Annotated in this window: 18 protein-coding genes and 1 pseudogene; 7 read left to right on the top strand and 12 right to left on the bottom strand. The window is 73.9% G+C overall.

What is annotated here, in order from left to right:
* Positions 1 to 45 precede the first annotated feature (45 nt).
* The 8 genes and pseudogenes from ACFZAU_RS02575 to ACFZAU_RS02540 form a co-directional block, all read right to left on the bottom strand.
* Positions 46 to 879, bottom strand: a complete 834-nt coding sequence (locus ACFZAU_RS02575) for an oxidoreductase (protein WP_499605361.1) — start codon at positions 877 to 879, stop codon at positions 46 to 48.
* Positions 880 to 1,014: 135 nt separating this feature from the next.
* Positions 1,015 to 1,875, bottom strand: a complete 861-nt coding sequence (locus tag ACFZAU_RS02570; RefSeq protein WP_500550729.1) for a helix-turn-helix transcriptional regulator — start codon at positions 1,873 to 1,875, stop codon at positions 1,015 to 1,017.
* A 166-nt stretch (positions 1,876 to 2,041) separates the two neighbouring features.
* Positions 2,042 to 4,405: a M4 family metallopeptidase gene (locus ACFZAU_RS02565; RefSeq protein ID WP_500550728.1), complete on the bottom strand. Its 2,364-nt coding sequence runs from the start codon at positions 4,403 to 4,405 to the stop codon at positions 2,042 to 2,044.
* A gap of 599 nt (positions 4,406 to 5,004) precedes the next feature.
* Entirely contained in the window at positions 5,005 to 5,616 is a 612-nt protein-coding gene (locus ACFZAU_RS02560) for a DUF6461 domain-containing protein (RefSeq protein ID WP_500550727.1), read from the bottom strand.
* 144 nt (positions 5,617 to 5,760) lie between these two features.
* A complete protein-coding gene (locus ACFZAU_RS02555) occupies positions 5,761 to 6,138 on the bottom strand; it encodes a cupin domain-containing protein (RefSeq protein WP_499605368.1) in 378 nt (125 codons plus the stop codon).
* A gap of 67 nt (positions 6,139 to 6,205) precedes the next feature.
* A complete protein-coding gene (locus ACFZAU_RS02550; protein ID WP_500550726.1) occupies positions 6,206 to 6,766 on the bottom strand; it encodes a GNAT family N-acetyltransferase in 561 nt (186 codons plus the stop codon).
* Between the two features lie 94 nt (positions 6,767 to 6,860).
* Positions 6,861 to 7,456: pseudogene (locus ACFZAU_RS02545) on the bottom strand (MBL fold metallo-hydrolase).
* A 154-nt stretch (positions 7,457 to 7,610) separates the two neighbouring features.
* Complete coding sequence (locus ACFZAU_RS02540; protein WP_500550725.1) at positions 7,611 to 8,822, bottom strand: glycosyltransferase; 1,212 nt, start codon at positions 8,820 to 8,822, stop codon at positions 7,611 to 7,613.
* Between the two features lie 211 nt (positions 8,823 to 9,033).
* Between ACFZAU_RS02540 and ACFZAU_RS02535 the strand changes: the two genes are divergently transcribed.
* The 5 genes from ACFZAU_RS02535 to ACFZAU_RS02515 all read left to right on the top strand — a co-directional run bounded on the left by ACFZAU_RS02535 (position 9,034) and on the right by ACFZAU_RS02515 (position 14,265).
* Positions 9,034 to 9,168 carry a hypothetical protein gene (locus tag ACFZAU_RS02535; protein ID WP_500550724.1) on the top strand — a complete coding sequence of 45 codons (135 nt, stop codon included), beginning with the start codon at positions 9,034 to 9,036 and terminating at the stop codon, positions 9,166 to 9,168.
* A 108-nt stretch (positions 9,169 to 9,276) separates the two neighbouring features.
* The gene (locus tag ACFZAU_RS02530; RefSeq protein ID WP_500550723.1) at positions 9,277 to 12,318 is read left to right on the top strand and encodes a glycosyl hydrolase; all 3,042 of its coding nucleotides are present in this window, start codon (positions 9,277 to 9,279) and stop codon (positions 12,316 to 12,318) included.
* A gap of 97 nt (positions 12,319 to 12,415) precedes the next feature.
* Positions 12,416 to 13,060 carry a LysE family translocator gene (locus tag ACFZAU_RS02525; protein WP_499605378.1) on the top strand — a complete coding sequence of 215 codons (645 nt, stop codon included), beginning with the start codon at positions 12,416 to 12,418 and terminating at the stop codon, positions 13,058 to 13,060.
* Between the two features lie 200 nt (positions 13,061 to 13,260).
* Complete coding sequence (locus ACFZAU_RS02520; RefSeq protein ID WP_500550722.1) at positions 13,261 to 13,638, top strand: VOC family protein; 378 nt, start codon at positions 13,261 to 13,263, stop codon at positions 13,636 to 13,638.
* A 51-nt stretch (positions 13,639 to 13,689) separates the two neighbouring features.
* A complete protein-coding gene (locus ACFZAU_RS02515) occupies positions 13,690 to 14,265 on the top strand; it encodes a class I SAM-dependent methyltransferase (RefSeq protein ID WP_500550721.1) in 576 nt (191 codons plus the stop codon).
* Positions 14,266 to 14,277: 12 nt separating this feature from the next.
* Here the strand turns inward: ACFZAU_RS02515 and ACFZAU_RS02510 are convergent, their stop codons facing one another.
* Together ACFZAU_RS02510 and ACFZAU_RS02505 are read right to left on the bottom strand one after the other, a co-directional pair.
* On the bottom strand, positions 14,278 to 15,210 hold the full coding sequence (locus tag ACFZAU_RS02510) for an aminoglycoside phosphotransferase family protein (protein WP_500550720.1): 933 nt from the start codon (positions 15,208 to 15,210) through the stop codon (positions 14,278 to 14,280).
* Positions 15,211 to 15,579: 369 nt separating this feature from the next.
* The gene (locus ACFZAU_RS02505) at positions 15,580 to 17,364 is read right to left on the bottom strand and encodes an FAD-binding dehydrogenase (protein ID WP_500550719.1); all 1,785 of its coding nucleotides are present in this window, start codon (positions 17,362 to 17,364) and stop codon (positions 15,580 to 15,582) included.
* Positions 17,365 to 17,547: 183 nt separating this feature from the next.
* Between ACFZAU_RS02505 and ACFZAU_RS02500 the strand changes: the two genes are divergently transcribed.
* Entirely contained in the window at positions 17,548 to 18,720 is a 1,173-nt protein-coding gene (locus ACFZAU_RS02500) for a helix-turn-helix domain-containing protein (protein WP_500550718.1), read from the top strand.
* On the opposite strand, the gene ACFZAU_RS02495 is transcribed toward ACFZAU_RS02500, so the two are convergent.
* Positions 18,710 to 18,931 (bottom strand): DUF1427 family protein, encoded by a 222-nt coding sequence (locus tag ACFZAU_RS02495; RefSeq protein ID WP_500550717.1) that lies wholly within the window; start codon positions 18,929 to 18,931, stop codon positions 18,710 to 18,712. The two genes, ACFZAU_RS02500 and ACFZAU_RS02495, sit on opposite strands and share 11 nt — an antisense overlap.
* Positions 18,928 to 19,077: a DUF1427 family protein gene (locus ACFZAU_RS02490; protein ID WP_500550716.1), complete on the bottom strand. Its 150-nt coding sequence runs from the start codon at positions 19,075 to 19,077 to the stop codon at positions 18,928 to 18,930. Before ACFZAU_RS02490 ends, ACFZAU_RS02495 begins: the two co-directional genes overlap by 4 nt.
* A gap of 401 nt (positions 19,078 to 19,478) precedes the next feature.
* On the opposite strand from ACFZAU_RS02490, the gene ACFZAU_RS02485 reads away from it, so the two are divergent.
* The gene (locus ACFZAU_RS02485; RefSeq protein WP_500550715.1) at positions 19,479 to 23,186 is read left to right on the top strand and encodes a S8 family serine peptidase; all 3,708 of its coding nucleotides are present in this window, start codon (positions 19,479 to 19,481) and stop codon (positions 23,184 to 23,186) included.
* Positions 23,187 to 23,224 lie beyond the last annotated feature (38 nt).

Below are 23,224 nucleotides of genomic sequence, written 5' to 3'. Positions count from 1 at the left end.
GGCGGGGGACCCGGGGCCTTCACGCGGCCGAGGGGCCGGCCTGGATCACGAGGTGAAGTCGGTGGACAGGGCGAGCTCCCGCCACGTCCCGATCTCGCGGGCCACACCGGCGAGCTTCGCCTCCACGTCGGCGACGCTGGCCTTGCCCAGCGGGATGCGGGCCGGCATCTCCTCCGCCCCGGCGACGGTGATGATGGCGGCCGCCGCCTTCACGGGGTCGCCGTCCTGGGCGTGGTTGCTGTCGTCGGCCCAGGCGCGCATGCCGCCCGCGCTGTCCTGGTAGTCCTCGATGACCCGCTCGGTGCGGTGCAGGGAGGAGGAGTCCAGGAAGTCCGTACGGAACGGGCCGGGCTCGACCGCGGTCGCCTGGATGCCGAGCGGCGCGAGCTCCAGGCGCAGGGACTCGGTGACCGCCTCGACCGAGAACTTGGTCGCGCAGTACAGGCCCCAGCCCGCCCAGCCGACGAAGCCGCCGACGGAGCTGAGGTTGACGATCCGCCCCGACCGCCGGGCCCGCATGACGGGCAGGACGGCACGCGTCACGGTCAGCAGTCCGAAGACGTTCGTGTCGAACACCGCGCGCGCCTCGGCGTCGCTGGTCTCCTCCACCGCGCCGAGCAGGCCGCGGCCGGCGTTGTTGACGAGGACGTCGATGGTGCCGAACCGCTCCACCGCGGCCTCGACGGCGGCCCGCGCCTGCTCCTCGTCGTTCACGTCGAGCGGTACGGCCAGCAGCCGGTCGGCGTGGGCCGCGAGCGCGTCCTCCACGGCGCGGGGGGTGCGGGCGGTGGCCACGACGTTGTCGCCCCGTTCGAGGGCCTGCCGGGCGATCTCCAGACCGAACCCGCGGGATGCGCCGGTGATGAACCACGTCGTCATGTGATGTGCTCCTGATGATCACTGGGGGTCGTTGTGCCGACGTGCCCCAGCGTCGGCCCGCGGTGGAGGGCGGGCCAGAGAAGGATCATCCGTAGGCGACGGCTTCCTGGGACCGGCGGTACCAGTCGGAACCGGTCAGGGGCGGACGGCCGCGGGGCTCGCCGACCACGTGGCCAGGAAGCGCAGCGCCTCGTGGGCGGGTGTGCCGGGCTGCGCGGTGTAGACGAAGACGGTCTGGTCCGGGTCGTCGCCCACGACGAGGCTCTGGAAGTCCAGCGTCATCGTGCCGGCCACCGGGTGCCGGAAGGTCTTCTCGCCCGCGGCCCGGGTCCGCACCCGGTGGTCGGACCACCAACGGCGGAAGTCGGCGTCGGCGTCGGAGAGTTCCGCCACCAGTGCTTTCAGCCGCGGGTCCTGCGGGTCCCGCGCCGCGCCCATGCGGAGGTAGGCGACGCATTCGCGGGCGACGGTCCGCCAGTCCACGTACAGCTCGCGGAAGGCCGGGTCCAGGAACGCCATGCGCACCAGGTTGCGCCGCGGCTCCGGCACGGCGGCGAAGTCCGTCAGCAGCGCCGCGCCCAGCGCGTTCCAGCCCAGCACGTCCAGCCGGTGGCTCAGCACCAGGGCCGGGTACTCCTGCAGCCCGTCGAGCAGGGTCTGCGTCTGCGGCCGGATGCGGCCCGGCGCCGGGGCGAGCGGTTCGGCGCCGGCCGCGGCGACCCGCAGCAGGTAGTCGCGCTCGTCGGGCCGCAGGCGCAGCGCCCGCGCCAGCGACTCCAGCACCGCCGTGGAGACGTGCACCGTGCGGCCCTGCTCCAGGCGCACCACGTAGTCCACGCTCACGTTGGCCAGCTGCGCCAGCTCCTCCCGGCGAAGGCCCGGGACCCGGCGGTGGCGCCCGTCGTCCGGGAGGCCGACGTCCCCGGGGTTCACCCGGGAACGGCACGCCCGCAGGAAGTCACCCAGTGTGGTGTTCGAAGCGTTGCGCTGACTCATATGTCGATTATCGACGTTCCGGGACGGTACCGGGGGCGCGGGCGGCCGAAGGCCCGCGGCGGCCTCCCGGGCGGGGGCCGACGCGGCCCGCCTCGGCGCGGGAACGGCGGCGCAGCCGGTGCCGTGGCGGCACCGGCTGCGCCGGGGGTCAGCGGGACCGGCGGGATCAGAAGGTCAGGCTCCAGCGGTCGAGGTAGCCGGGGTCGACGGTGAAGATGCCGGGGGTGTTGTCGGTGACCCGCAGCTTCCACGTGCCGTTGGCGGGGACCGCCGAGGCGTCCACGGTGTAGGTGGCGTGCAGCTCGCCCTCGCCGGTGTCCCAGTACCAGGGCTTCACCGGGATCTCCGTCCCGTTCTCGCTCACCAGGGTGACGATCTGGCCGCCGACCCACGGGTGGACGAGGTCGACCGTCACCTTGAGGTCACTGGGCGCCTTGCCCTTGCGGCCCGTCACGATCAGCGGGGACTCGATCGTCTTCCAGTTGGGGATGTCGAAGCGGGCGGGGTTGACGAAGAAGCGTCCGCCGGAGGCCAGGACGGGCCAGGCGAAGCGCACCGTGCGCTTGGCCTTGTGCTGGGCGGTGTTCTCGACGGTGACGGCCGTCTTGTAGGTGCCGGCCTTCTTCGGCGTGCCGCTGATGAGGCCGGTGCGCGCGTTGATGGACAGGCCCTTGGGGAGCCCGTGCGCGGAGTAGGCGAGCCGGCCGGGGCTGGAGCCCACCGCCTCGATCTGACGGGTCATCGGCTGACCGACGGCCACGGGGCGGGTGGAGGGCGTCGTCACGGCGATGTGGTTGACGTAGCGCGCGCCGACGTTGACCGCGGCCCAGGCGTTGCCGACGGCCTCGTAGGTGTCGCTGCCCTGCCCGAACAGGTCGGCGGCCGCCTGGAGGGTGGCGGTGCGGGCGCCGGCGTAGTCGGTGCTGCTGGTCATGTACGTGGTCAGGGCCCGGTACCAGATGTCGATCGCGTTGTGCTGCCCGATCCCGGCGACCGGAAGGCCGTCGTAGGTGGGGCTGTCGTAGGCGACGCCGTTGATCGTCTTCTTCCCGCTGCCCTCGGAGAGGAGGTAGAAGAAGTGGTTCGCCGGGCCCGAGCTGTGGTGGACGTCCTCCTTCTTCAGCTCCGGCGACCAGTAGTCCAGCGACGTGCCCTTGACGGGGTCGGCGTCCTTGGACGGCTGGTCCATGTACCGCAGCGGCTTGCCGGAGCCGCGGACGTCGGCGAGCTCGCCCAGCATGTAGTCGGGGACGTCGGCGGGGTTGTCGGCGAAGAACTCCACGGCCGTGGCCATGATGTCGCTGGTCGCCTCGTTGAGGCCGCCGGACTCCTTCTCGTAGGTCAGGTTGGCGGTGGCGTAGGTGACGCCGTGCGTCATCTCGTGGGCGGCGATGTCGAGTTCCGTGAGCGGGTGCTCGTTGCCGCGGCCGTCGCCGTACGTCATGCAGAAGCAGCCGTCGTCCCAGAAGGCGTTGGCGTAGTTGTCGCCGTAGTGGACGCGGGAGAAGGCCCCGACGCCGTTGTCGGCGATGCCGTTGCGGCCGAAGCGCTCCTTGTAGAAGTCCCAGGTCTCGCGCTGGCCGTAGGCGGCGTCCACGGCGGCGGTCTGGCGGTCGGCGATGGTGCCGTCGCCCCAGACGTCGTCGTCGTCGGTGAGCAGGTTGCCGATGCCGCCGACACCGGTCAGGTCGTACGTCTTGTGCCCGCCGCGCTCCGGGTCGGTCAGCTCGAAGACGCCGCCGTTGTTCACGGTGCCGATCTGCACCTGCCCGCTGTACTGGCTGTTGCCGGTGCCGGAACGGATCTCCTCGACGCTCTGGAGTTCCTTGCCGGTCGCGGCGTCGGTGACGACGTTCAGCCGGCTCGGGGTGCCGTCCTTCTGGGTGCCGGTGACGTGCGACTGCCAGGCGAGGACCGGCTTGCCGTCGGCGAGGAAGACGACCAGGCGGGGCGCGCCTTCCGTGGCCGGGCCCTGGGTCCGCTCGGCGCGGGCCGCGGCGAGGGCGGACTCCTTCGCCTTGGCGGCGCTGGTCGCGGCCTTCGTCGTGGGCACCGCGACCGGCGCGGACGAGGCCTTGCTGACGGTGCGGGTGCCCGCCCGCTCGTGGACGACCATGTCGCCGCCGATGACGGGGAGTCCGGCGTAGGTGCGCTCGTAGCGCGTGTGCACCGTTCCGTCGGCGTCCTTGATGACGTCCTTGGGTATCAGCGCCTCCTTGTCGCCCAGCCGCAGGGCCCGGGCGGTGGTGGCGCGGCCGGCGGTGGCGGCCTTGAGCAACTGCTTGCGCTGCGCGGCGGAGAGGGCGACGGAGCGCGCCCCGGGACGGGCCTCCGCAACGATCTTGCGCGGCGCCGTCCCGTCCCCCTCGGACGCGGCGGCGGCGCCGGTGGCCGGGAGGAGGGGGGTCAGCAGTGCGGCGAGCGTGACAGCGGCGGTCGCCGCGACACGGCCGCGCGCGGCGCGCGCACGGCGGTTGGGGGAGGGATTCGGCGGTGAACTGGCACCCGTGACAGCGGGATGGTTCGTCACTCGTGGAGCTCCTTGGCCGGCCGCTGGAACGGCCGCTGGGGACGGGAACATTGGAGGCCGGTGAGGCCTCCGCGAGGTGACGTGCGAGTGATGCTCGCGCGACGTCGTGGATCGTTTCAGCATGTTCGCGCCCTGTCATCACTGCGGAGATCATTGTCCGAAAGTCGGTCGGGCCCTCACCGTGGGAGCGGTCCCACGCCGAGCCGACCACGTGCGGATTTACGAGGCGGCAACAGTGAGGTGACGCCGGCGAGCGAAAAGATCCAGCCACGGCGGCGGACACGTCACCCCGTCCGAATGATGCGGATCTGGCGGTCTTTTGCCTGATAAACAAGGGGTCGTCGACGCGTTCGACGGCCCCCGACGGCCCGGTTGGGCGACGACGGCGCCAGTTTCGAGCCAGCGCCCACGGGCCGCCCGGCGGTCCCGGATTCCGGACGTCGCGGCCAACTCACGTTGGCGTGGCGGAGGTTGGCGCTGACACGGCCGGACGGAACCCCGCGCTCGACGAGGGGCACGGCGCCGGGCGGACGGCGAAATCCGACGGGCCGGCCGCCGGCACCGGTGGGAGCGCCGGCGGCGGGCCCGGTGGATCGCGGTTACGCGCGGGGCACCCGCGCGACTCCGGCGACGAACTCCGCGGACGCGAAGAGCTCCGGTGTCAGACGGACACCCGTGACGCGGTGCGCCAGCGCGAAGGCGGCGTCGTTGTGCTCGTCGAAGTTCCGGTCGTCCGCTTCGCTGAGGTCGAAGCCCGACGCCCGCATGGCCGTGACCAGTTCGTCCGGATGGGTCCCCACGCGGAAGTAGGGGAAGAGCGGTTCGAAATGCAGGCGGAGCGTGCCGTCCTGGTACCAGCAGAAATGGTCCACCGCATTGACGTTGCGGAAGTGCGAGACCACGGTGCGCCCTCGCGACAACGGAAGCATCGCCTCGTCGGTGACACCCAGGTAGCCGTTGTACTCGACCATCAGTGACCAGTGGCCGAGGGAAGCGGCGCCCACGAACAGCTCGTCGTGGACGCCCAGCCGGAACGAGGGTTCACTCAGCCCGGCCACACCCGCGATCCGCGACGTGGACTCGACTCCGAGCGCCGCGAGCAGCTCCTCGGGGGCGAGCCCTTGGACCAGGGTGATGCAGTACGCCTCCATCAGCTCCTCGTACTGCTCACTGAACCATGCGTAGTCGGCGGCTGTGGTCATGTCGGTCATGTGCGCAGCATCGCAGGGGCCACCGACAGGGCCCCTCCCCGAGGCATGTGCCCTCGGGCGCCGCCCGCAAGGGGCCCGGGCGACGCGGGCCCGGTCGCTCGGGCGGGTCGGCAGAGCGGCACTACCGAGGCGCCGGAACGGGCCCTACGCGTCCTCGGGAGCCGGGAGCGCGTAGCCCGCCACGGACGGCCAGCGGACGGTCAGCACCGTCGAGTCCTCCTCCGCCACCCACGAGTGGTCCACGCCCTTGCCCCACACGACGTAGTCGCCCTGACGGGCCAGCACCACCGACCGCCCTGGGAACTCGACCCGGAACCGTCCGCTGATGAGGACCTGCAGCGCCGTCCGCTCCTCGCCGCGGACCCACTCCCCGCGCTCGTCCCCCGCCGGGTGGACGCCCCACTTGATCTCCACGGCGTCGCTGTGCCGCGGGTCGCCCGCCTCCTTGAAGTGCCCCAGCAGCCAGCCCCGGTCGAGCGGCGCGTCCGCACCGGCATTGCCCACGTAAACGCTGTCTTCCATGACCCGGACGCTAACAGCGCGGCCGGGCCCTTCCCGTCCGCCCGGCCGGACGCCCGCCCGGGCGGCCTCAGTCGCCCCCGCGGGGCTCACCGAGCGCCGTCTCCACCGTCATGGCCCACCGTTCGTGGCCGCGCCAGGCACCGTCCAGGTACTGGAAGCGCGGTGAGTACCCCTCGCGCTCGAACCCCAGCCGTTCCACCAGCCTGATCGACGCGACGTTCGCGGGCTGGATGTTCGCCTCCAGCCGGTGCAGGCCGAGGTCGTCGAAGGCGTACACCGTCACCAGGCGCAGCCCCTCGGTCATGTAGCCGCGGCCCGTGGTCGCCGCGTACGCGACGTAGCCCAGCGCACCACTCTGAATGGTGCCCCTGACGATGTCGTTGATGTTGACCCCGCCGACGATGGCACCCGTCTCGTGGAGGCAGATCACGAAGCCCTCGTGCGTCGGCCGGTCGAAGCGCTCCACGTAGGCGGCGAAGGACTCGGGGGTGTGCTCCCACCGGGGCACCCAGGGCGCGTGCAATGCGGCGCTGGCCCGGGCGAGCGCGCCGATCTCATCGTGGTCCCGGACGGTGATCCGCCGGATGGCCACCCGGGGACCGTGGGCGAGGAAGGTGTCGTCAGCCATCGCGCGATCGTAGTGCGCCCGGCTCCCGCGGTACCGCCTCCCGACGAACGGTGTTCACCCCTGGGTCATCCGCAATTGGGGCGCGGGCGGCACGTCAGAGCGAGCAGCCGGGCCGGAGGTAGCGGTAGCCGTGGTCCGTCCGATCCTCGAGCCAGGCGTTGACGCCGGCGAGGCCGCGTTCGTCGATCTGGCCGTCGTGGATCCCGAACGCCCGGTACGGTGCCACGGCGTTGACGAAGTCGATCGCCTCGGTCGTCTTCAGCCAGGAGGCCTGCAGCGGGACCAGCAGCGTCTCGACCGGCCGCTCGGGCACGTGCAGCGCGTCACCGGGGTGATAGAGGGCGTCGTCGACGACGTAGCCGAGGTTCACGCAGCCGGGCAGGCCGGCGTGGACGGGCGCGTGGCGGCCGCCGACCGCCCGCACGCGGAAGCCGGCGGCGGTGAAGTCCGAACCGGCGGTGACCCGGACCGCCTCCAGCCGCGGGAGGTCCGCCCCGGCGGGGGCGTGGACCGGCACGCCGAGCCCGGCCAGGCGCAGGACGTCGACGTGGTCGGCGTGCTCGTGCGTGACGAGTACGGCGTCCGCCCCGGTGAGCGCCGCCGGCTCGCTCCACGTCCCGGGTCGATGACGAGCACGCGCCCCTCGTGCTCGACGCGCACGCAGGCACGGGTGTACTTGGTGATCCGCATGGCCGTGAACATAACGCCGGGGCGCCGCCCGGGGCAGGGGCCGGGAGGCGCGGTGCCGCACGCCGGGAGTCGCTGTGCGCGCTCCCGGAACGGGACGTCCCGGCGGATGCGGCAAGCGCGTTCTCCACGGGCGGGCGGCGGCGGCGCCCGTCCGCTAGACCACCTCGACCAGGCGCCGGGCGGCGGTCCGCGCGCCGTCCGTGCGAACCGCCGCGGCGACGGAGCGGGCCCGGGCCGCCACCTCCGGGGCGAGGGCGGCGCTCAGGGTCGCGTGCAGCGACCGCGCGTCGGGGGCGCCGGCGGGGAGGGCGCTGCCGATGCCGAGCCGGGACACGCGGTCGGCGAAGTAGAACTGGTCGAACATCTGCGGGAGGACGACCTGGGGCGCCCCCGCGGCCGTGGCCGCGGTGGTCGTGCCGGCGCCGCCGTGGTGCACGACCGCGACGACGCGGGGGAAGAGCGCCCGCTGGTTCACCTCGCCGATCGTCAGGCAGTCGGGTCCGTCGTCGAGGGGCGCCAGACCGGCCCAGCCCCGCGCGAGGATGACGCGCCGTCCGAGTGCGCGGGCGGTGTCGATCAGCGTCCTCGCGGCGTCGTCCGGTGCGCGCGTGCTGCCGAACCCGCAGTAGACCGGTGGCTCCCCGGCGTCGAGGAACGCCTCCACCTCCGGGGAGAGCGGCCGGTCGTCCGGGAGCAGCCAGGCGCCGGTCTGGAGGACGTCGAGTGACGGTGACGGCCGGGGCCAGGGGGCCAGCGCCGGGTCCGCCGCCAGCCAGGGGGAGGCGGTGAAGATGTGGTCGCGTACGTCCTGGACCGGGGGCAGTCCGGCGCCGGCGCGGCGGGCGTTCAGGGGCGCGGCCCACAGGGCGTTCCAGCGTGCGGCGTCGTCGGCCCACAGCGCCTCGTTGCCGGTGTCCCCGTCCCCGGGCTTCTGCCCGAGCAGGCCGAAGACGGGCGGCGCGTGGTGCGCCGACGGCAGGGTGACGGGGGCGAACGCCGCGTACACGTAGCGGATACCCCGCAGTTCGGCCACCGAGCGGGCGGCGACGGCCAGGGCGCCGCCCGCCACGACGGCGTCGCAGCCCTCGGCGGCCGCGCCCACGGCCCCGAACTGCGCCGCGACCGTGCCCTCGATCATCAGCCGGCGTTGCTCCGGTGTCGGGATCGCTCCGGAACCCTGCTTCGCCGTCCCGCGGAGTTCGGGCCCGACGGGCACGTAGGTCATCCCCAGGGACGCGGCCCCTCCACGGAAGTCGGGGGGCCCGCACACCACGGCGTCATGGCCCGTGGCCTTCAGTTCCCTCGCCAGCGCGACCAGCGGCTGGACTTCTCCACGTGTTCCGATCGTGGACAGCAGAAAACGCATCTCGCTCCCGTCCCGCGCCGTTCCCCGGCGCGTGAGGAGCGACTTTCACCCCGTATGGGGGCCTTGTGGCAAGGCCCCCCGTGCGCTATACGGTGGAACCGCGGGAACGGACGCCGGGCGTCCCGGATCCCGGCGGCTCCCGGCCGCACGAGGACCGGCCCCCAGTCGGTGACTCCCCCCGGCGGAACCCTCTCTGAAACGTTCTCATCCCGTGGACGACACCCGCCGGAACGCCTGGCCCGGACCCGCCGGCACCCCCTCCCCGGACGCCGTGAACGCCACCCCCACCACGCCCGTCGAGGTCGAATCCGCCGGGACCTTGCCCCCGCCCGGGGCCGCGCTGTAGCCTCCGCGGAGATTGAAACGGTTCAATACCCCCAGCGCGCTGCATCCCGGCACTGATCACCCCGGGATGAAAGGCACCTCCTCCTCTCACTCCGGGAGCCACGGAACCATGCACGACGACAGCAACCGCCCCGAGGACGGCGGCGTTTCCCGCCGCAGCCTCCTCATCGCCACCGCCGTCGCGGGCACCGCGGCCGCCCTCGCCCCCGCACTGCCCGCTGCCGCCGGCACGCGATCCGGAACCGGAACCGGCGCGCGGACCGGCGGCCGGCCCGCGGGCGGTGCGGCCGGCACCTTCGCCGAGCCGGGCAGCGCGGTGCGGCCCAAGTTCCGCTGGTGGTGGCCGGACGGGCTGGTGGACCCCGACGAGATCAGACGCGAGGTCGACCAGATCGCCGACGCGGGGTTCGGCGGCGCCGAGATCGCGGCCGTCCACCACAGCGTGAAGGACACCTCCGTCCTGGACACCGAGCACCACGGCTGGGGCAGCCCCGCCTGGGTCGCCGGCGTCCATGCCGCCCTGGACCAGGCCCGCCGACGAGGCGTCACCATCGACCTCACGGTCGGCCCCAGCTGGCCCGCGGCCGTCCCCGGGATCACCCCCGACAGCGAGGCCGCGGTGCAGGAACTCGCCCTCGGCGCCGTCACCGTGGCCGCGGGCACGGCCTACACGGGACCCGTGCCGCCGCCCTCCGCGGCCCCCGCGTCCGGGGTCACCCGGCAGCGGCTGCTGGGCCTGCTGGCCACCCGGATCGCGCCGGAGAACGCCACCCGCAAGGAGACCGGCCTGGACCGGGCGAGCGTCCGGGACCTCACCGCGCGGGTCGTCGACGGCGCCGTGGACTGGACCGCCCCCGCCGAGGGCGACTGGGTGCTGACCGCCTTCTGGCAGCGCGGCACCGGGCAGACCCCCGAGGGCGGCCCGCACACCTCGCCCACCGCCTACGTCGTGGACCACTTCAGCGCGGCGGGCACCGCGGCGGTCACCGGCTTCTGGGAGCGCAACCTCCTCACCAAGGAGATCCGGGGACTCCTCAAGAGCGCCGGCAGCGTCCTGTTCGAGGACTCCCTGGAGATCGAGACCAAGGCGCTGCCCTGGACCCCGGGACTCCCCGCCGCCTTCGAGAAGCGCAACGGCTACCAACTGCTGCCCGTCCTCCCCGCGATAGCGATGAGCGGCGGCAACCAGGTCTACGTCTACGACGCCGTCGCGACCCGCCAGATACGGCACGACTTCTGGGACACCGTCAGCGACCTGTACCACACCCACCACCTCACGGCGCTCCGCGACTGGGCGCACGCGCTGGGCCTGGGGATGCGCGCCCAGCCGTACGGGCTGCAGACCGACGCGATCCTGTCGGCCGCGCTGCTGGACATCCCCGAGGGCGAGTCGCTGGGCTTCAAGAACCTCGACGACTACCGCTGCCTGGCCGGCGGCCGGGACATGGCGGGCCACACGGTGCTGTCCTGCGAGTCCGGCGCCTACACCGGCTCCGCGTACAGCACCACGTGGGAAAAGTTCCTGCGCACCATGGGCGGCGCCTACGCGGCCGGCGTCAACCAGACCGTCGTGCACGGCTTCTCGTACGCCACGCTGCCCGGCGTGAAGTGGCCCGGCTACGCGGCCTTCACCCCGTACAACGGCACCGTCGGCTACGGCGAGTCCTGGGGTCCGCGGCACCCGACCTGGCGGCACGTCGGCGACGTGGCCGGCTACCTGTCGCGGGTGCACCACGCCATGCAGCGCGGCACCTCGCGGATCGACGTCGCCGTCTTCCGGCAGACCGGGTACACCGCGACGGGGATCGGCGCCTCCTGGTTCACCTCGACGGGCGTGCCCCTGGGCTGGACCCACCAGTTCGTCAGCGGTCCCCTGCTGGACCTGCCGTCGGCGAAGGTCCGCGGCGGGCGGCTGGCCCCCGACGGCCCCGCCTACCGGGCCCTGTTCGTCGAGGGCGACTTCTTCTCCGGCTCCGCGGTTACCCTCACCGTCACGGACGCGCGCCACCTGCTGCGCCTGACGCGGGCCGGGCTGCCGGTCGTCCTGCTCGGCGACTGGACGACGGTCACGACGCCCGGCGTGACGGACGACGCGCGGCTGCAGCAGGTCCGCTCCCTCGTCGCCGAGTTGCTGGCGCAGCCGCGGGTCCGGCAGGTCACCGACAAGACGGCGGTGGGCCAGGCCCTCGCGGACCTCGGTCTGGTGCCCGACGTCAGCTACGCCGTGCCCTCCACGCTGCTGACGATGCACCGCTTCGACGAGGGCGTCGACTGGTTCTACCTCGTCAACGGCAAGCACGCCGAGACCGTCAAGCCCCCCGTCGCCGCGATCGACCACGCCGTCACGGTGCGCCGCACCCGCTCGGGCGCGGTGCCGTACCTGCTCGACCCGTGGACGGGTGAGGCCCGGCCGCTCGCGCTGTACGGGCAGGACGGCGACCTGTTCACCTTCCGGGTGGCGCTGCAGCCGTCCGAGTCGATGGTCGTGGCGTTCGCGCCGCCGGGACGGTTCCACGGCGAGCCCGGCCGTACGCACGCCGTCAGTACGGACGCGGACGACGTGCGCTTCGAGGACGGGCGGCTCGTCCTGCGCGCCCGCGCGGCCGGCACCTACACCACGGCGCTGTCGCGCGGGGGGTCGGCCGGCACGGTGGTCGGGGAGGTGCCCGCGCCGCGGGAGCTCACCTCGTGGAGCCTGGACGCCGAGGACTGGCGCCCCGGCGCCGACCCGGACCGCACCACCGTCGTTCGGCACCGGATCGCCCTCGACGCCCTGGCGCCGTGGAACGCCATCCCCGACATCAAGGACGCCGCGGGCATCGGCCGTTACCGCACGACGGTCGAGCTCGACGGGTCCTGGAGCGGCGGATTCGGAGCGGTGCTCGACCTCGGCGAGGTGACCGACACCTTCCGGGTCAGCGTCAACGGGCGGCCGGCACCGGTCACCAGCCACGTCGACCCCGTGGTGGACCTCGGCGGGCTGCTGCGCCGCGGCAGCAACACGATCGAGGTCGAGGTGGCCACGCCGCTGATCAACCGGCTGCGCGTCAGCGACCCGTCGGTCTACGGCGGTGCCGCCTCGCAGCGCACCGGGCTCGTCGGGCCGGTCCGGCTGATCCCGTACGGCGAGGCCGTGGTGGGCCGGGACTGACGGTCCCGGGTCCGTCCCCGGACTCCCCCGCCGGTCGCCGCACGACCGGCGGGGGGACCCCCGGCACCTGCTTCAATGGCCGCGGAGGTGATGGACCATGGTGTCCACGGACCGGCTGCTCGCGTTCGCCGCGATGTCCCTGCTCGTCATCGTCATTCCCGGGCCCAGCGTGCTCTTCGTCATCGGCCGCGCCCTGGCCCACGGCCGGCGCACCGCCCTCGCGTCGGTGCTGGGCAACTTCATCGGCTCCTACCTGCTGGTGGTGGCCGTGGCGTTCGGTCTGGGCTCGCTGTTCGAGCGGTCGATGACGCTCTTCCTCACGGTGAAACTGGCCGGGGCCGCCTACCTGGTCCTCCTCGGCGTGAAGGCGTTCCGGCACCGCCGGCAGCTCACGGTGGGCGCGATGGACGGCCCCGCGCGGCCCGCCCGCGGTGACCTGCGCACCGTCGCGGACGGCCTGGCGGTCGGGGTCACCAACCCCAAGGGCATCGTCTTCTTCGCCGCCGTGCTCCCCCAGTTCGTGGACCACTCGGCCGGGTCGCTGCCGGCGCAGATGCTGCTCCTGGGCCTCGTCCCGATGGGCATCGGCCTGGTCAGCGACACCCTGTGGGGTCTGACCGCCTCCGCTGCCCGCGTGTGGCTGGGCCGCTCCGACCGGCGCCTCTCCGCGATCGGCGGCGCGGGTGGGCTGGCCATGATCGGCCTCGGCGTCACGGTGGCCGCGACGGGCCGCACGGACTGACGTTCGTAGCGCGGTACGTCCCGTGCCGGCTGACCTCGGTCCCGACGTCGGGTCCATCGGCATCGCCGGGTTCCGGAGCGGCGGCCGGCGCGGTGGTCCCCCGCCCGCGGGACCGGACGGGGGAACGCCCGAAGGCCCGTCCGGTGCCGCCGGCACAACCGCGTTGCCCCGTCCTCCGCGGTGGACCAGAATCCGTCCCCATGACCTCCGCAATGCGCCACATCACGATCGACAGCTCCGACGCCCACCGCCTGGCGAGCTTCTGGTCCCTCGTCCTGGACCGCCCGCTCCACGCGGACGACGAACCGGGTGACGAGGAGGTCCTGATCGAGGTCGACGGCGGCCCCGGGATCCTCTTCGTGACCGTCCCGGACGCCAAGACCGTCAAGAACCGCGTGCACCTCGACGTCCAGCCGCAGGACCGCACCCGGGACGAGGAGGTCGAGCGCCTGCTGCTGCTCGGCGCGACGCAGGTGGACGACCGCCGCCGCCCCGACGGCACGGGCTGGGTCGTGCTCGCCGACCCGGAGGGCAACGAGTTCTGCGTCGAGCGCAGCGCGGCGGAGCGCGCGGGCTGAACCTGCCGACGCACCCGCCCCGCCCGTACCCCCGCGAGAAGGAGTGGTCCCTTGCCGTACCCGACCCGGAGCGCATGGGACGAGCACTACGCCGGGGGCAGGGGCTTCCGCCGTCTCACCGCCTCGGAGCGCGAACTGCTCGCCCAGCACGTGCCGGCCGGCAGCGGTTCCCGGGCGCTGGACGTGGGCTGCGGCACGGGTGAACTCGCCGTCCACCTGGCGGGACTCGGGTACGCGGTGGACGGCGTCGACTTCGCCGAGAGCGCTCTGGAGCGGGCCGGGAAGCGGGCGCCCGCCCGCGGGTCGGTGCGCTGGTTGTGCGGCGACGTCGAGGACGGATGGCCCGCCGAGCTGGGCGATGCCGGCTACGACCTCGTCACGCTGCGCCTGGTGGTCGCGTTCTTCCGCGACCGCTCCGATGTGCTGCGCCGTCTCGCGGCCCGGCTGCGGCCCGGGGGCGCGCTGGTGGTGATCACGCCCCTGGCCGCGAACACCCCCGCCGAACGCAGGGGCATCGCCCTGGACGAGGACGAGATCGGCGTCCTCGTGGGCGCGTGGGGCACGGTGGACCGGTTCGACGCCGAAGGGCTCGCCCTGCTCGTGCTGCGCGGTCCGCGCCCGGCCTGACGGTGGCGGGGCTCACCCTGCCGCGGCGGCGCCCGCCCGCGCGAACCGGTCGTGGTCGTCGAGGACTTCGGCGATGACGCGGCGGTCGGCCCCGGCGCGGGCCGGGTCGGTGGTGAGGGAGCCGGTGAGCACCAGCAGTGACTTCCACAGGGCCCAGCCGCGGGCGCGGGCCCAGGTGGCGGGGTCCTGGCGGACGGTGCGGCGGAACGCCTCACGGGCGGCGCCGGAGAACATGGTCCAGGCGATGACCAGGTCGCAGGCGGGGTCGCCGACGCCCGAGGTGCCGAAGTCGATGACGGCGGAGAGTTCGCCGCCGTGGACGAGGAGGTTGCCGGAGGCGATGTCGCCGTGGAACCAGACGGGCCGGCCGTGCCACGGGGCGGCGAGGGCGGCGTCCCAGACGGCACGGGCCCGGGCGGTGTCGACGTGGCCTTCGAGGAGGGCCAGGCAACGGCGGGTCTCCTCGTCGTAGTGGGCGGGCGAGGCACCCCGGTACCAGCTGTGCTGCCCGGCGGCCGGGCCGCCGGTGGGGTCGCAGCCCTGGAGGGCGAGGAGGAACCCGCCGAGGTCTCGGGCGAACCGGGGGAGGTCCGCGATGCGTTCGGGGGCGGCCGTACCGCCGGGCAGCCAGCCGCGCACGGACCAGGGGAAGGGGTAGCCCTCGCCCGGGACACCCATGCCGAGGACGGACGGGACGGCGACGGGGAGCGAGGGCGCCAGCCGCGGCAGCCACTCGTTCTCCTTGGCGACCGCGGGAACGTAGCCCTCGGCGGTGGGCAGACGGACCGTCATGGCGTGGCCGAGGCGGTAGGTGCGGTTGTCCCAGCCGTCGACCTCCACCGGGGTGACGGGCAGGTGGGCCCACTGCGGGAACTGCGCCGCGAGCAGGCGCGTGACCAGTGAGGCGTCGATCCCGGCGCGGCCGTCGGGCGGGGTGGTGGGCATCCGGCGATGATCACCCGCGAGGTCGGTCGGGGGCAACGGATTATCGGCGGTGCGGGGCGCCGGCGGGCCGGGAGGGGGGTGGCCCGGCCCGCCGGCGGAGCGGAGTGTGGTCCGCTGCGGGGTGGTGGTCCGGTTGTCGCTGGAGCAGATGCCGGGCACGACGGCGTCGCGGGCATCGGGCTTGCGGGTCCGGTCGCGCCCCGAGGGGCCGACGCTTTCCGTGTTCGACCGGGTACACAGCGTGACAGACGGAAGGGGGTGCTGTCATGGCGTCGGCACGTCCTGTCCGAAACCGATCAGCGTTCCGCCGCTTCCCGGACACCCTGTCCGCTGCGGGCCGGGTCCGGCCCGCAGCCGACGGGGTGTGCGTCAGGTCGCGGTGGCGGCCGCCGCCGCCCGACCGGCCTGGTGGCCGGAGAAGAGGCAGCCGCCGAGGAACGTGCCCTCCAGGGAGCGGTAGCCGTGGACACCGCCGCCGCCGAAGCCGGCGACCTCCCCGGCGGCGTACAGACCCGGCACCGGTGTCCCCTCCGCGTCCAGGACCCGGCCGGACAGGTCGGTCTGGAGGCCGCCGAGCGTCTTGCGCGTGAGGATGTTCAGGCGCACCGCGATCAGCGGCCCCGCGGCCGGGTCCATGATCTTGTGTGCCGTGGCGGTGCGGCTGAGGAAGTCGCCGGGGTAGGCGAGGGCGTTGCGGATCCCCATCACCTGGACGTCCTTGGTGTAGGGGTTGTCGATCTCGCGGTCCCGGGCGTCGATCTGCCGCCTGAGGTCGGCCGGGTCGATGAGGCCGTCGCCGGTGAGCCTGTTCATCCCGGCCACGAGCGCGGGCAGCGAGGAGGCGACCACGAAGTCGGCGCCGTTCTTCTTGAACCGTTCGATGGGTTCCGGGGTCTGCCACAGCCGGGAGAGGGTGAGCGGGATGTCCTTGTTGGTGAGGTCCGGGTTCTGCTCGGAACCGGAGAGGGCGAACTCCTTGGCCAGGATCTTCTGGGTGGTCACGAACCACGAGTAGTCGTAACCGGTGCGGGTGATGGCCCCCAGCGTGCTGAGGGTGTCGTAGCCGGGGAGGTCGGGCGCGGGGAAGCGCCGGCCGGTGGCGTCGAGCCAGAGCGAGGACGGGCCGGGGAGGATGCGGATGCCGTGCCCGGCCCAGATCGGGGCGTAGTTCCGCAGGCCTTCGGTGTAGTGCCACATGCGGTCCGGGTTGACGATCCGTCCGCCGGCCCGCTCGGTGATGGCGAGCATCCGGCCGTCCACGTGCTCGGGCACGCCGGAGATCATGTTCCGCGGCGGGTCGCCGAGCCGGGCCGGCCAGTTCTGCCGCACCAGGTCGTGGTTGGCGCCGATGCCGCCCGAGGTCACGATCACCACCGGGGCCCGCAGTTCGAAGTCGCCGACGACGGTGCGAGAGCTGCGGGTGCCCCGCGGGGCGTTGCTCGGCTCCAGGACGGCGCCGCGGACCCCGGTGACGGCACCGCCGGTGCGCACGATCTCATCGACACGGTGCCGGAACGCGAAGCTCACCCGTCCCTTCGCGGCCGCCGCCCGTACGCGCTTCTCGAAGGGCTCCACGACGGCCGGGCCGGTCCCCCAGGTGACGTGGAAGCGGGGCACCGAGTTGCCGTGCCCGTCGGCGAGACCGCCGCCGCGCTCGGCCCAGCCGACGATCGGGAACCAGCGGACGCCCTGCTGGTGGAGCCAGGACCGCTTCTCCCCCGCGGCGAAGTCCACGTACGCCTCGGCCCACTTGTACGCCCAGTGGTCCTGGCCGCGGGGGTCGGCGACGTCGCGGTCGAAGCCGGCCGCGCCCTGCCAGTCCTGCCACGCCAGGTCGCGGGAGTCCTTGATGCCCATCAGCCGCTGCTCGGCGGAGTCGACGAGGAACAGCCCGCCGAAGGACCAGAACGCCTGGCCGCCCATGTTGGTCTCCGGTTCCTGGTCGAGCAGGAGCACCTTGCGCCCCCTGTCGGCCAGTTCGGCGGTCGCGACCAGGCCGGCCAGGCCGTGGCCGACGACGATCACGTCGGCGTCCTGGGAGGCGGCGTGGGCGGGGACCGCCTGCGCGAGGGCGCTCGCCCCGGCGATCGCGCCTCCCGCCGCCGCCAGCAGGCGGCGCCGGCTGGGCATGGCGGGGTCTGTCACTGTCTCCATGGCGTGCCTTCCGGAGGATGCGGGGGGATGCACGAAGGGTGTTGCCAGGATGACCTTGCTGTTACCTTCGGTAGCCGACAGGTAATCAGGTGGTCGTCACGATGCGGTAGTCGCCGGCAGCCAACGCGCGCGCACCCGGTTGTCGCCCGGCCACAGCGTCCGGTCGTGGAAGGGGCGAGGCTCTTGACGGTCACCCACCGGCCCGAGCCGGTGGCCGGCATCCTGCGGGACATGGCCGGCGACTCCGACGTGCGGGGCCAGCTCGTCCACGCCGCCCGGACCCACTCCCCCGACGTCGCCCGGCTCGGCGAGGCGGAGACCCGGCGGCACGTCACGGCCATCGTCGCCGCGGCCGGGCCGTGGCTCGGCACCTTCGGCCGCGTGGACGGGCAGGACTTCGCCGCCGCCCTGCTGCTCGGCACCGACCGGGCCGAACAGGGCGTCCCCATCACCTCGGTGCTGCACGGCGTCCAGGCGGCCCTCACCCGCACGGTGGAGATCGCCGTCGACCGCAGCCGGTCGGCCGGGGTGCCCGACGGCGTGCTGCTCTCGGCGGTGCTGCGACTCAAGGAGTACGGCGACGCCGTCGAACGCCATGTGGTGAACGGCTACCGCGCGGCCGAGCAGCAACTGCCGCCCGTCTCCGACGGCCCGCGAGGGCGGCTGCTGCGCCGGCTCCTGACCGGAGGCGCCCCGCCGGCCGCCGCGGACCTGGCGCGGGCCGGCCTGCGGCCCGACGGCAGGTACCACTGCCTCGTCGCGGACGGCCTCGACGCCGCCGGGACCCGGGGGCTCGCGGAGCGGATCGACGCGCTGCGGGGGATCAGCGGACGGGTCGAGGGCAGGCCGGCGGGCCTGCTGCCGCGGATGCCGGCAAGCGGCGGACTCGGGACGCAGGCGGGGGCGCTCGTCGTGCTCTCCCCCGCCGTCGCGCCGTCCGGGCTGCCGCCCGTCCACCGGCTCTGCGTCCGCGCGCTGGCCGCCGGGAGCCGGCGCGGACGGCGCGGCGTGCGGGAGCTGACGGAGTTCGCCGGCGAGATCGCGACCGCCGAGCAACCGCTGCTGGGCTCGTTCCTGGCGGGCAGGCTCCTGGGCGCCCTCGATCCTTCGGACGCCTTCCACCGCCAACTGGCGCTCACCGCACTCACGTTCCTGGAGCACGGACGGCGCCTGGACCAGACGGCGGCGGCGCTGTTCACCCACCCCAACACGGTGCGCTACCGGCTCGGCCGGCTGCGGCAGATCACCGGCGAGCCGCCCGCGGACGCCACCGCGGGCCCGCTGGACGCGCTCCACTGGTGGTGGGCGCTGACGACGTGGCTGGCGACGGACCGTGAGACGCCCCTCAGGGAGTAGCGGGGGGCGGATCCTCCGCGGGGCCGGCGGGCGGTTTCCGGCGGAGCGCCAGTAGGCGCCGGGTCGCGGTCTCGCCGGCGAGGATGCCGAGCAGTCCGGTGAGCGAGATCCACGGCGGGGCCGGCGACACGACGCCCATCAGCCAGTACAGGGCACCCGCCAGGGCCCCCACGGAGAAGGCGAGGGCGCCCCGGGAGAGCAGTCGCCTCACGCGAACCGCTCCAGGACGGAGTAGCCGACGAGGAGGCCGGACAGGCCGAGCAGACAGACCAACGGCGGCGCGGGCGACTGCACCCTGAGCAGGCCGTACATGATGCCGACGACCAGGCCGGCTCCGAAGGACGCCGCGTAGTCCACCCGGACCCCTTTCCTGTTTGTCCTATATGTGAATTCCCTTCCCTTTCTAGCAGTACGGATGGCGCAGGACCGCGCAGCGCGGCGCCGGGCGGCCCGATCCGTACGTCCCGGCCCGTGGCGCCCGGCCCTCCCGCCCGGGTGCCCGGACGGGCCGGGACGGTGCGCCGCCGAAGCCGTCGGCCGTACGACTCCCGCACGTGGGAGGGGGCTTGACGCCCCCAAACCTGCCTGGTCACGCTGCGGACGTGGTGAAGATCACCGTGCACGCCCGGGCTCCGTCCGCGGGTTTTGGGGCCAGGATGCGACCCGCCCCCACCGGGGCAGTCCGAACCGTTCGGGGCCGACCCGGCCCCACGGAGCAGCCAGGGAATCCCTTGAGACCATCACCAGGACGCTGGGGCGTGTTCGCCGCCGCCGGCGCCGCCCTCCTGTCATTGGCGCAGCCCGCCGCCGTCTCCGCCGCCCACGCGGCCTCGCCCGCGAACTCCGGGACCGACGCCGAGGCGGCCCGGAGCAACGTGCCCCCGGGTGTCCACACGGTCACCCTGATCACCGGTGACATCGTTATCACCCGGCAGTCGGGAGCCGCCGGGGGCACCGTCGAGGTACGCGGCGCCGACGGCGCCAAGGCCCGCGCGCACATCATGGAGTCCCGCGGCGACCTGTACGTCTATCCCGAGTCGGCCCTCCCCTACGTGGCGGCGGGCACGCTGGACCGGCGCCTGTTCAACATCAGCGAGCTGGTCGCGGACGGCTACGACGACGCGCACCGCGACGACCTGCCGCTGATCGTCTCCTACGACTCCGCCTCCGCCGGCCTGCGCACCACCGCGCCCCAGGGCGCCACCCGGGTCAGGGACCTCAGCAGCGTCCAGGGGGCCGCCCTCTCCGAGGACAGGGACCGGTCCGCCGACTTCTGGCGGTCCGTCACCTCCGGGTCCGGGACCGCCGCGCGGGCCGCCAAGGCCACCTCCGCCGCCCCCTCCTTCGGCTCCGGGATCGCGCGCATCTGGCTCGACGGCAAGGTCGAGGCCGACCTGGCCGACACCACCTCACAGATCGGCGCCCCGCAGGCGTGGTCGGCCGGCGACACGGGCAAGGGCGTGGACGTCGCCGTCCTCGACACCGGCGTCGACACCGGGCACCCCGACCTCGCGGGCCGCGTCACGGCCGCGCGCAGCTTCGTCCCGGACCAGGAGGTGACGGACCGCAACGGCCACGGCACCCACGTCGCTTCCACCATCGCCGGCACCGGGGCCGCCTCGGACGGCAAGGAGAAGGGCGTCGCCCCCGGCGCGGACCTCCACGTCGGCAAGGTGCTGGCCGACTCGGGTTCCGGCCAGGACTCCTGGGTGCTGGCCGGCATGGAGTGGGCCGCGGTGGACCAGGACGCGGACATCGTGAGCATGAGCCTCGGCTCCGAGAACCCCTCCGACGGGACGGACCCGCTCAGCGCGGCGGTCGACCGCCTGAGCGCGCAGACCGGGGCGCTGTTCGTGATCGCCGCGGGCAACATGGGCACGCCCGGCAGCGTCGGCGCACCGGGTGCGGCGGACGCCGCCCTGACCGTGGGAGCCGTCGACTCCGCCGACGAGGTCGCCTGGTTCTCCAGCCAGGGTCCGCGGGTCGGCGACGGCGGCCTCAAGCCGGAGATCACCGCCCCCGGCGTGGACGTCCTGGCCGCCCGCTCGCAATACGCGCCGGAGGGCGAGGGCAGCTACCAGACCCTCAGCGGCACCTCGATGGCCACCCCGCACGTCGCGGGCGCGGCCGCCCTGCTCGCGGCCGCGCGGCCCGGGCTGACCGGCGCCCAGCTCAAGGACCTGCTGGTGAGCAGCTCGAAGCGGACGCCGCAGTACGACGCCTTCCAGGCGGGCAGCGGCCGGGTGGACGTCCCGTCGGCGCTCGGCGCTGAGGTGTTCGCCTCGGCGACCGCGTTCGCCGGCCAGGCCGAGGCGGCCGGCGGCACGGCCGCGGTGCGGCGCCCGGTGACGTACACCAACACCGGGGACGCCCCGGTGACGCTCGCCCTGTCCGTCGACGCCCCGAACGCCCCCGCGGGCCTGTTCGCGCTGTCCGCGTCGCGGGTCGTCGTGCCCGCGCACGGCACGGCCGAGGTGACCGTCGCCATCGACGGTTCGAAGGCGACGGGCAACGGCCGCTGGTCCGGCCAGGTCGTCGCGGCCGACCCGGCGGGCAGGACGGTCGCCCACACGGCGGTGTCGCTGGGCGACGCCGCCCACAAGCTGACCCTGGTCCTCAAGGACGGCGACGGCAAGCCCATGTCCGGCGTCGTCCAGGTGCTGCGCTCCGGCGACTTCGACCCGGCGTTCTACCTCGTCGACCAGACCGGACGGCTGGAGGCCTGGCTGCCGGACGACGTCTACTCGGCGCTGTCCTTCAAGGACGTGCGCGGGGTGCACGGCGCGCACTCGATGGGCATGGCGCTCCTCGGCGACCCCGAGGTCGTCATGGACCGCGACCGGACGGTGACCCTGGACGCGACGAAGCTCAAGCGCGTCGACATGACGACACCGCAGCCGACCGAGACCACCTACCAGCGCCTGGAGTACAACCGCGCCATGGGCGGCGGCAGCTGGCGCGACTACATGGAGACCCAGACCAGCTACGACAGCCTCTGGGCCCAGCCCACCACGCACAAGGTCACCCACGGCGACTTCCATCTCGGCGCCCGCTGGCGCAAGGAGCAGCCCGCGCTGTCGGTGACGACCCGCGACGACGAGTTCACCGACGTCCTGCGGCAGGAGGACGTCACCGCGCTCCCCCAGGGCGACTACTCGTTCCCGCTGGTGGCCGCCGGTGACGGCGCGAGCGCGGACTACGCCGGGCTCTCCGCCCGCGGCAAGGCCGTGGTCGTGCGCCGCAACGGGAACGTGAGCGACGCCGAGCAGGCCGCGGCGGCGGTCGCGGCGGGCGCCCGGCTCCTGCTCGTCGTGAACGACCAGCCGGGACGCCAGCTGCGCAGCTACACCGGCGATCCCTTCCTCCCGCCCGCCGCCATCGACGTCGCGCTGCTCAGCACCGACGAGGGCGAGCGGCTCATGCGCCGCGCGTCGGCGCGGGGCGCCGTGCTGAAGGTCGGCTCGCAGCCGGTCAGCCCGTACGTCTACGACCTCATGTGGACCTGGCACAACGAGATCCCCGGCGACCTCGTCGTCAAGGGCGGCACGAAGAACCTGGCGCGGGTCGACGTCACCTTCGACAGCCCCGACCCGGCCAAGGGCGGCGGCGAGTTCCGCTTCGACTGGCCTGTGTACTCCAACTGGGGCATCGGCCTGACGATGCGGGAGCCGGTGAACTCCCACCGGGTCGACTGGGTCTCCACCGGTCCGGGGTACTCCTGGGGCCAGGAGGCGTACGTCGACGGCCTGCTCTACGAGATCGAGCCGCGCACCACGTACCGGGCGGGCAGCCGGCACACCCAGGAGTGGTTCAAGCCGGTCGAGCGGCCGTACCTCAACAACAACTACAAGCTGCCGACGCGCAGCGGGAGCTGGCTGGCCCTCGACATCCCCGCCTGGGGCGGTGCGGACCACGTCGGCATGTCGATGGACTACGACCGCACGCAGCAGACGCTGACGCTCTATCAGGGCGGCACGCGCCTGGGCCAGAGCACGACCAACACCAGCATGGGGGGCACCGCCCCGGCCCCGGGCAAGCGGCCCTACCGCCTGGTGCTGGACGCGAGCCGTGACGCGTCGGTGAGCCCGTACTCCTCGACCACGCACACCGAGTGGGAGTTCATGTCCAAGGCGCCGTCGGGCGACGACGCCGCGGTGCTGCCGCTGCCGCAGCTCGACTACGGCGTGGCCACGGACGCGGAGGGCAGGGCCGCCCGCAACGGCACGCTGTCCGTGACGGCCGCGCACCTGCCGGGCGCGGTGGGTGCGGGCTCGCTGTCGGCCGTCTCCCTGGAGGTGTCCTACGACGACGGACGCACCTGGCGGAAGACCGCCTGCGGGCACGACGGCCGCTTCGGGCTGTCCGCGCCGAAGCAGGCCCGGTTCGTCTCGCTGCGTGCGCGTGCGCACGACTCCGCGGGCAACGCGGTCACCCAGACCGTGATGCGGGCCTTCGGCCTCCGCTGACGCGAAGCCGTCACATCCCACGGTGCGGGCGGGCCCTC

Source organism: Streptomyces sp. NPDC008238 (assembly GCF_042956445.1).
Lineage (GTDB): Bacteria > Actinomycetota > Actinomycetes > Streptomycetales > Streptomycetaceae > Actinacidiphila.
The sequence above is the reverse complement of the archived record's forward strand: the minus strand, read 5'-3'. Positions and strand labels throughout refer to the sequence as shown.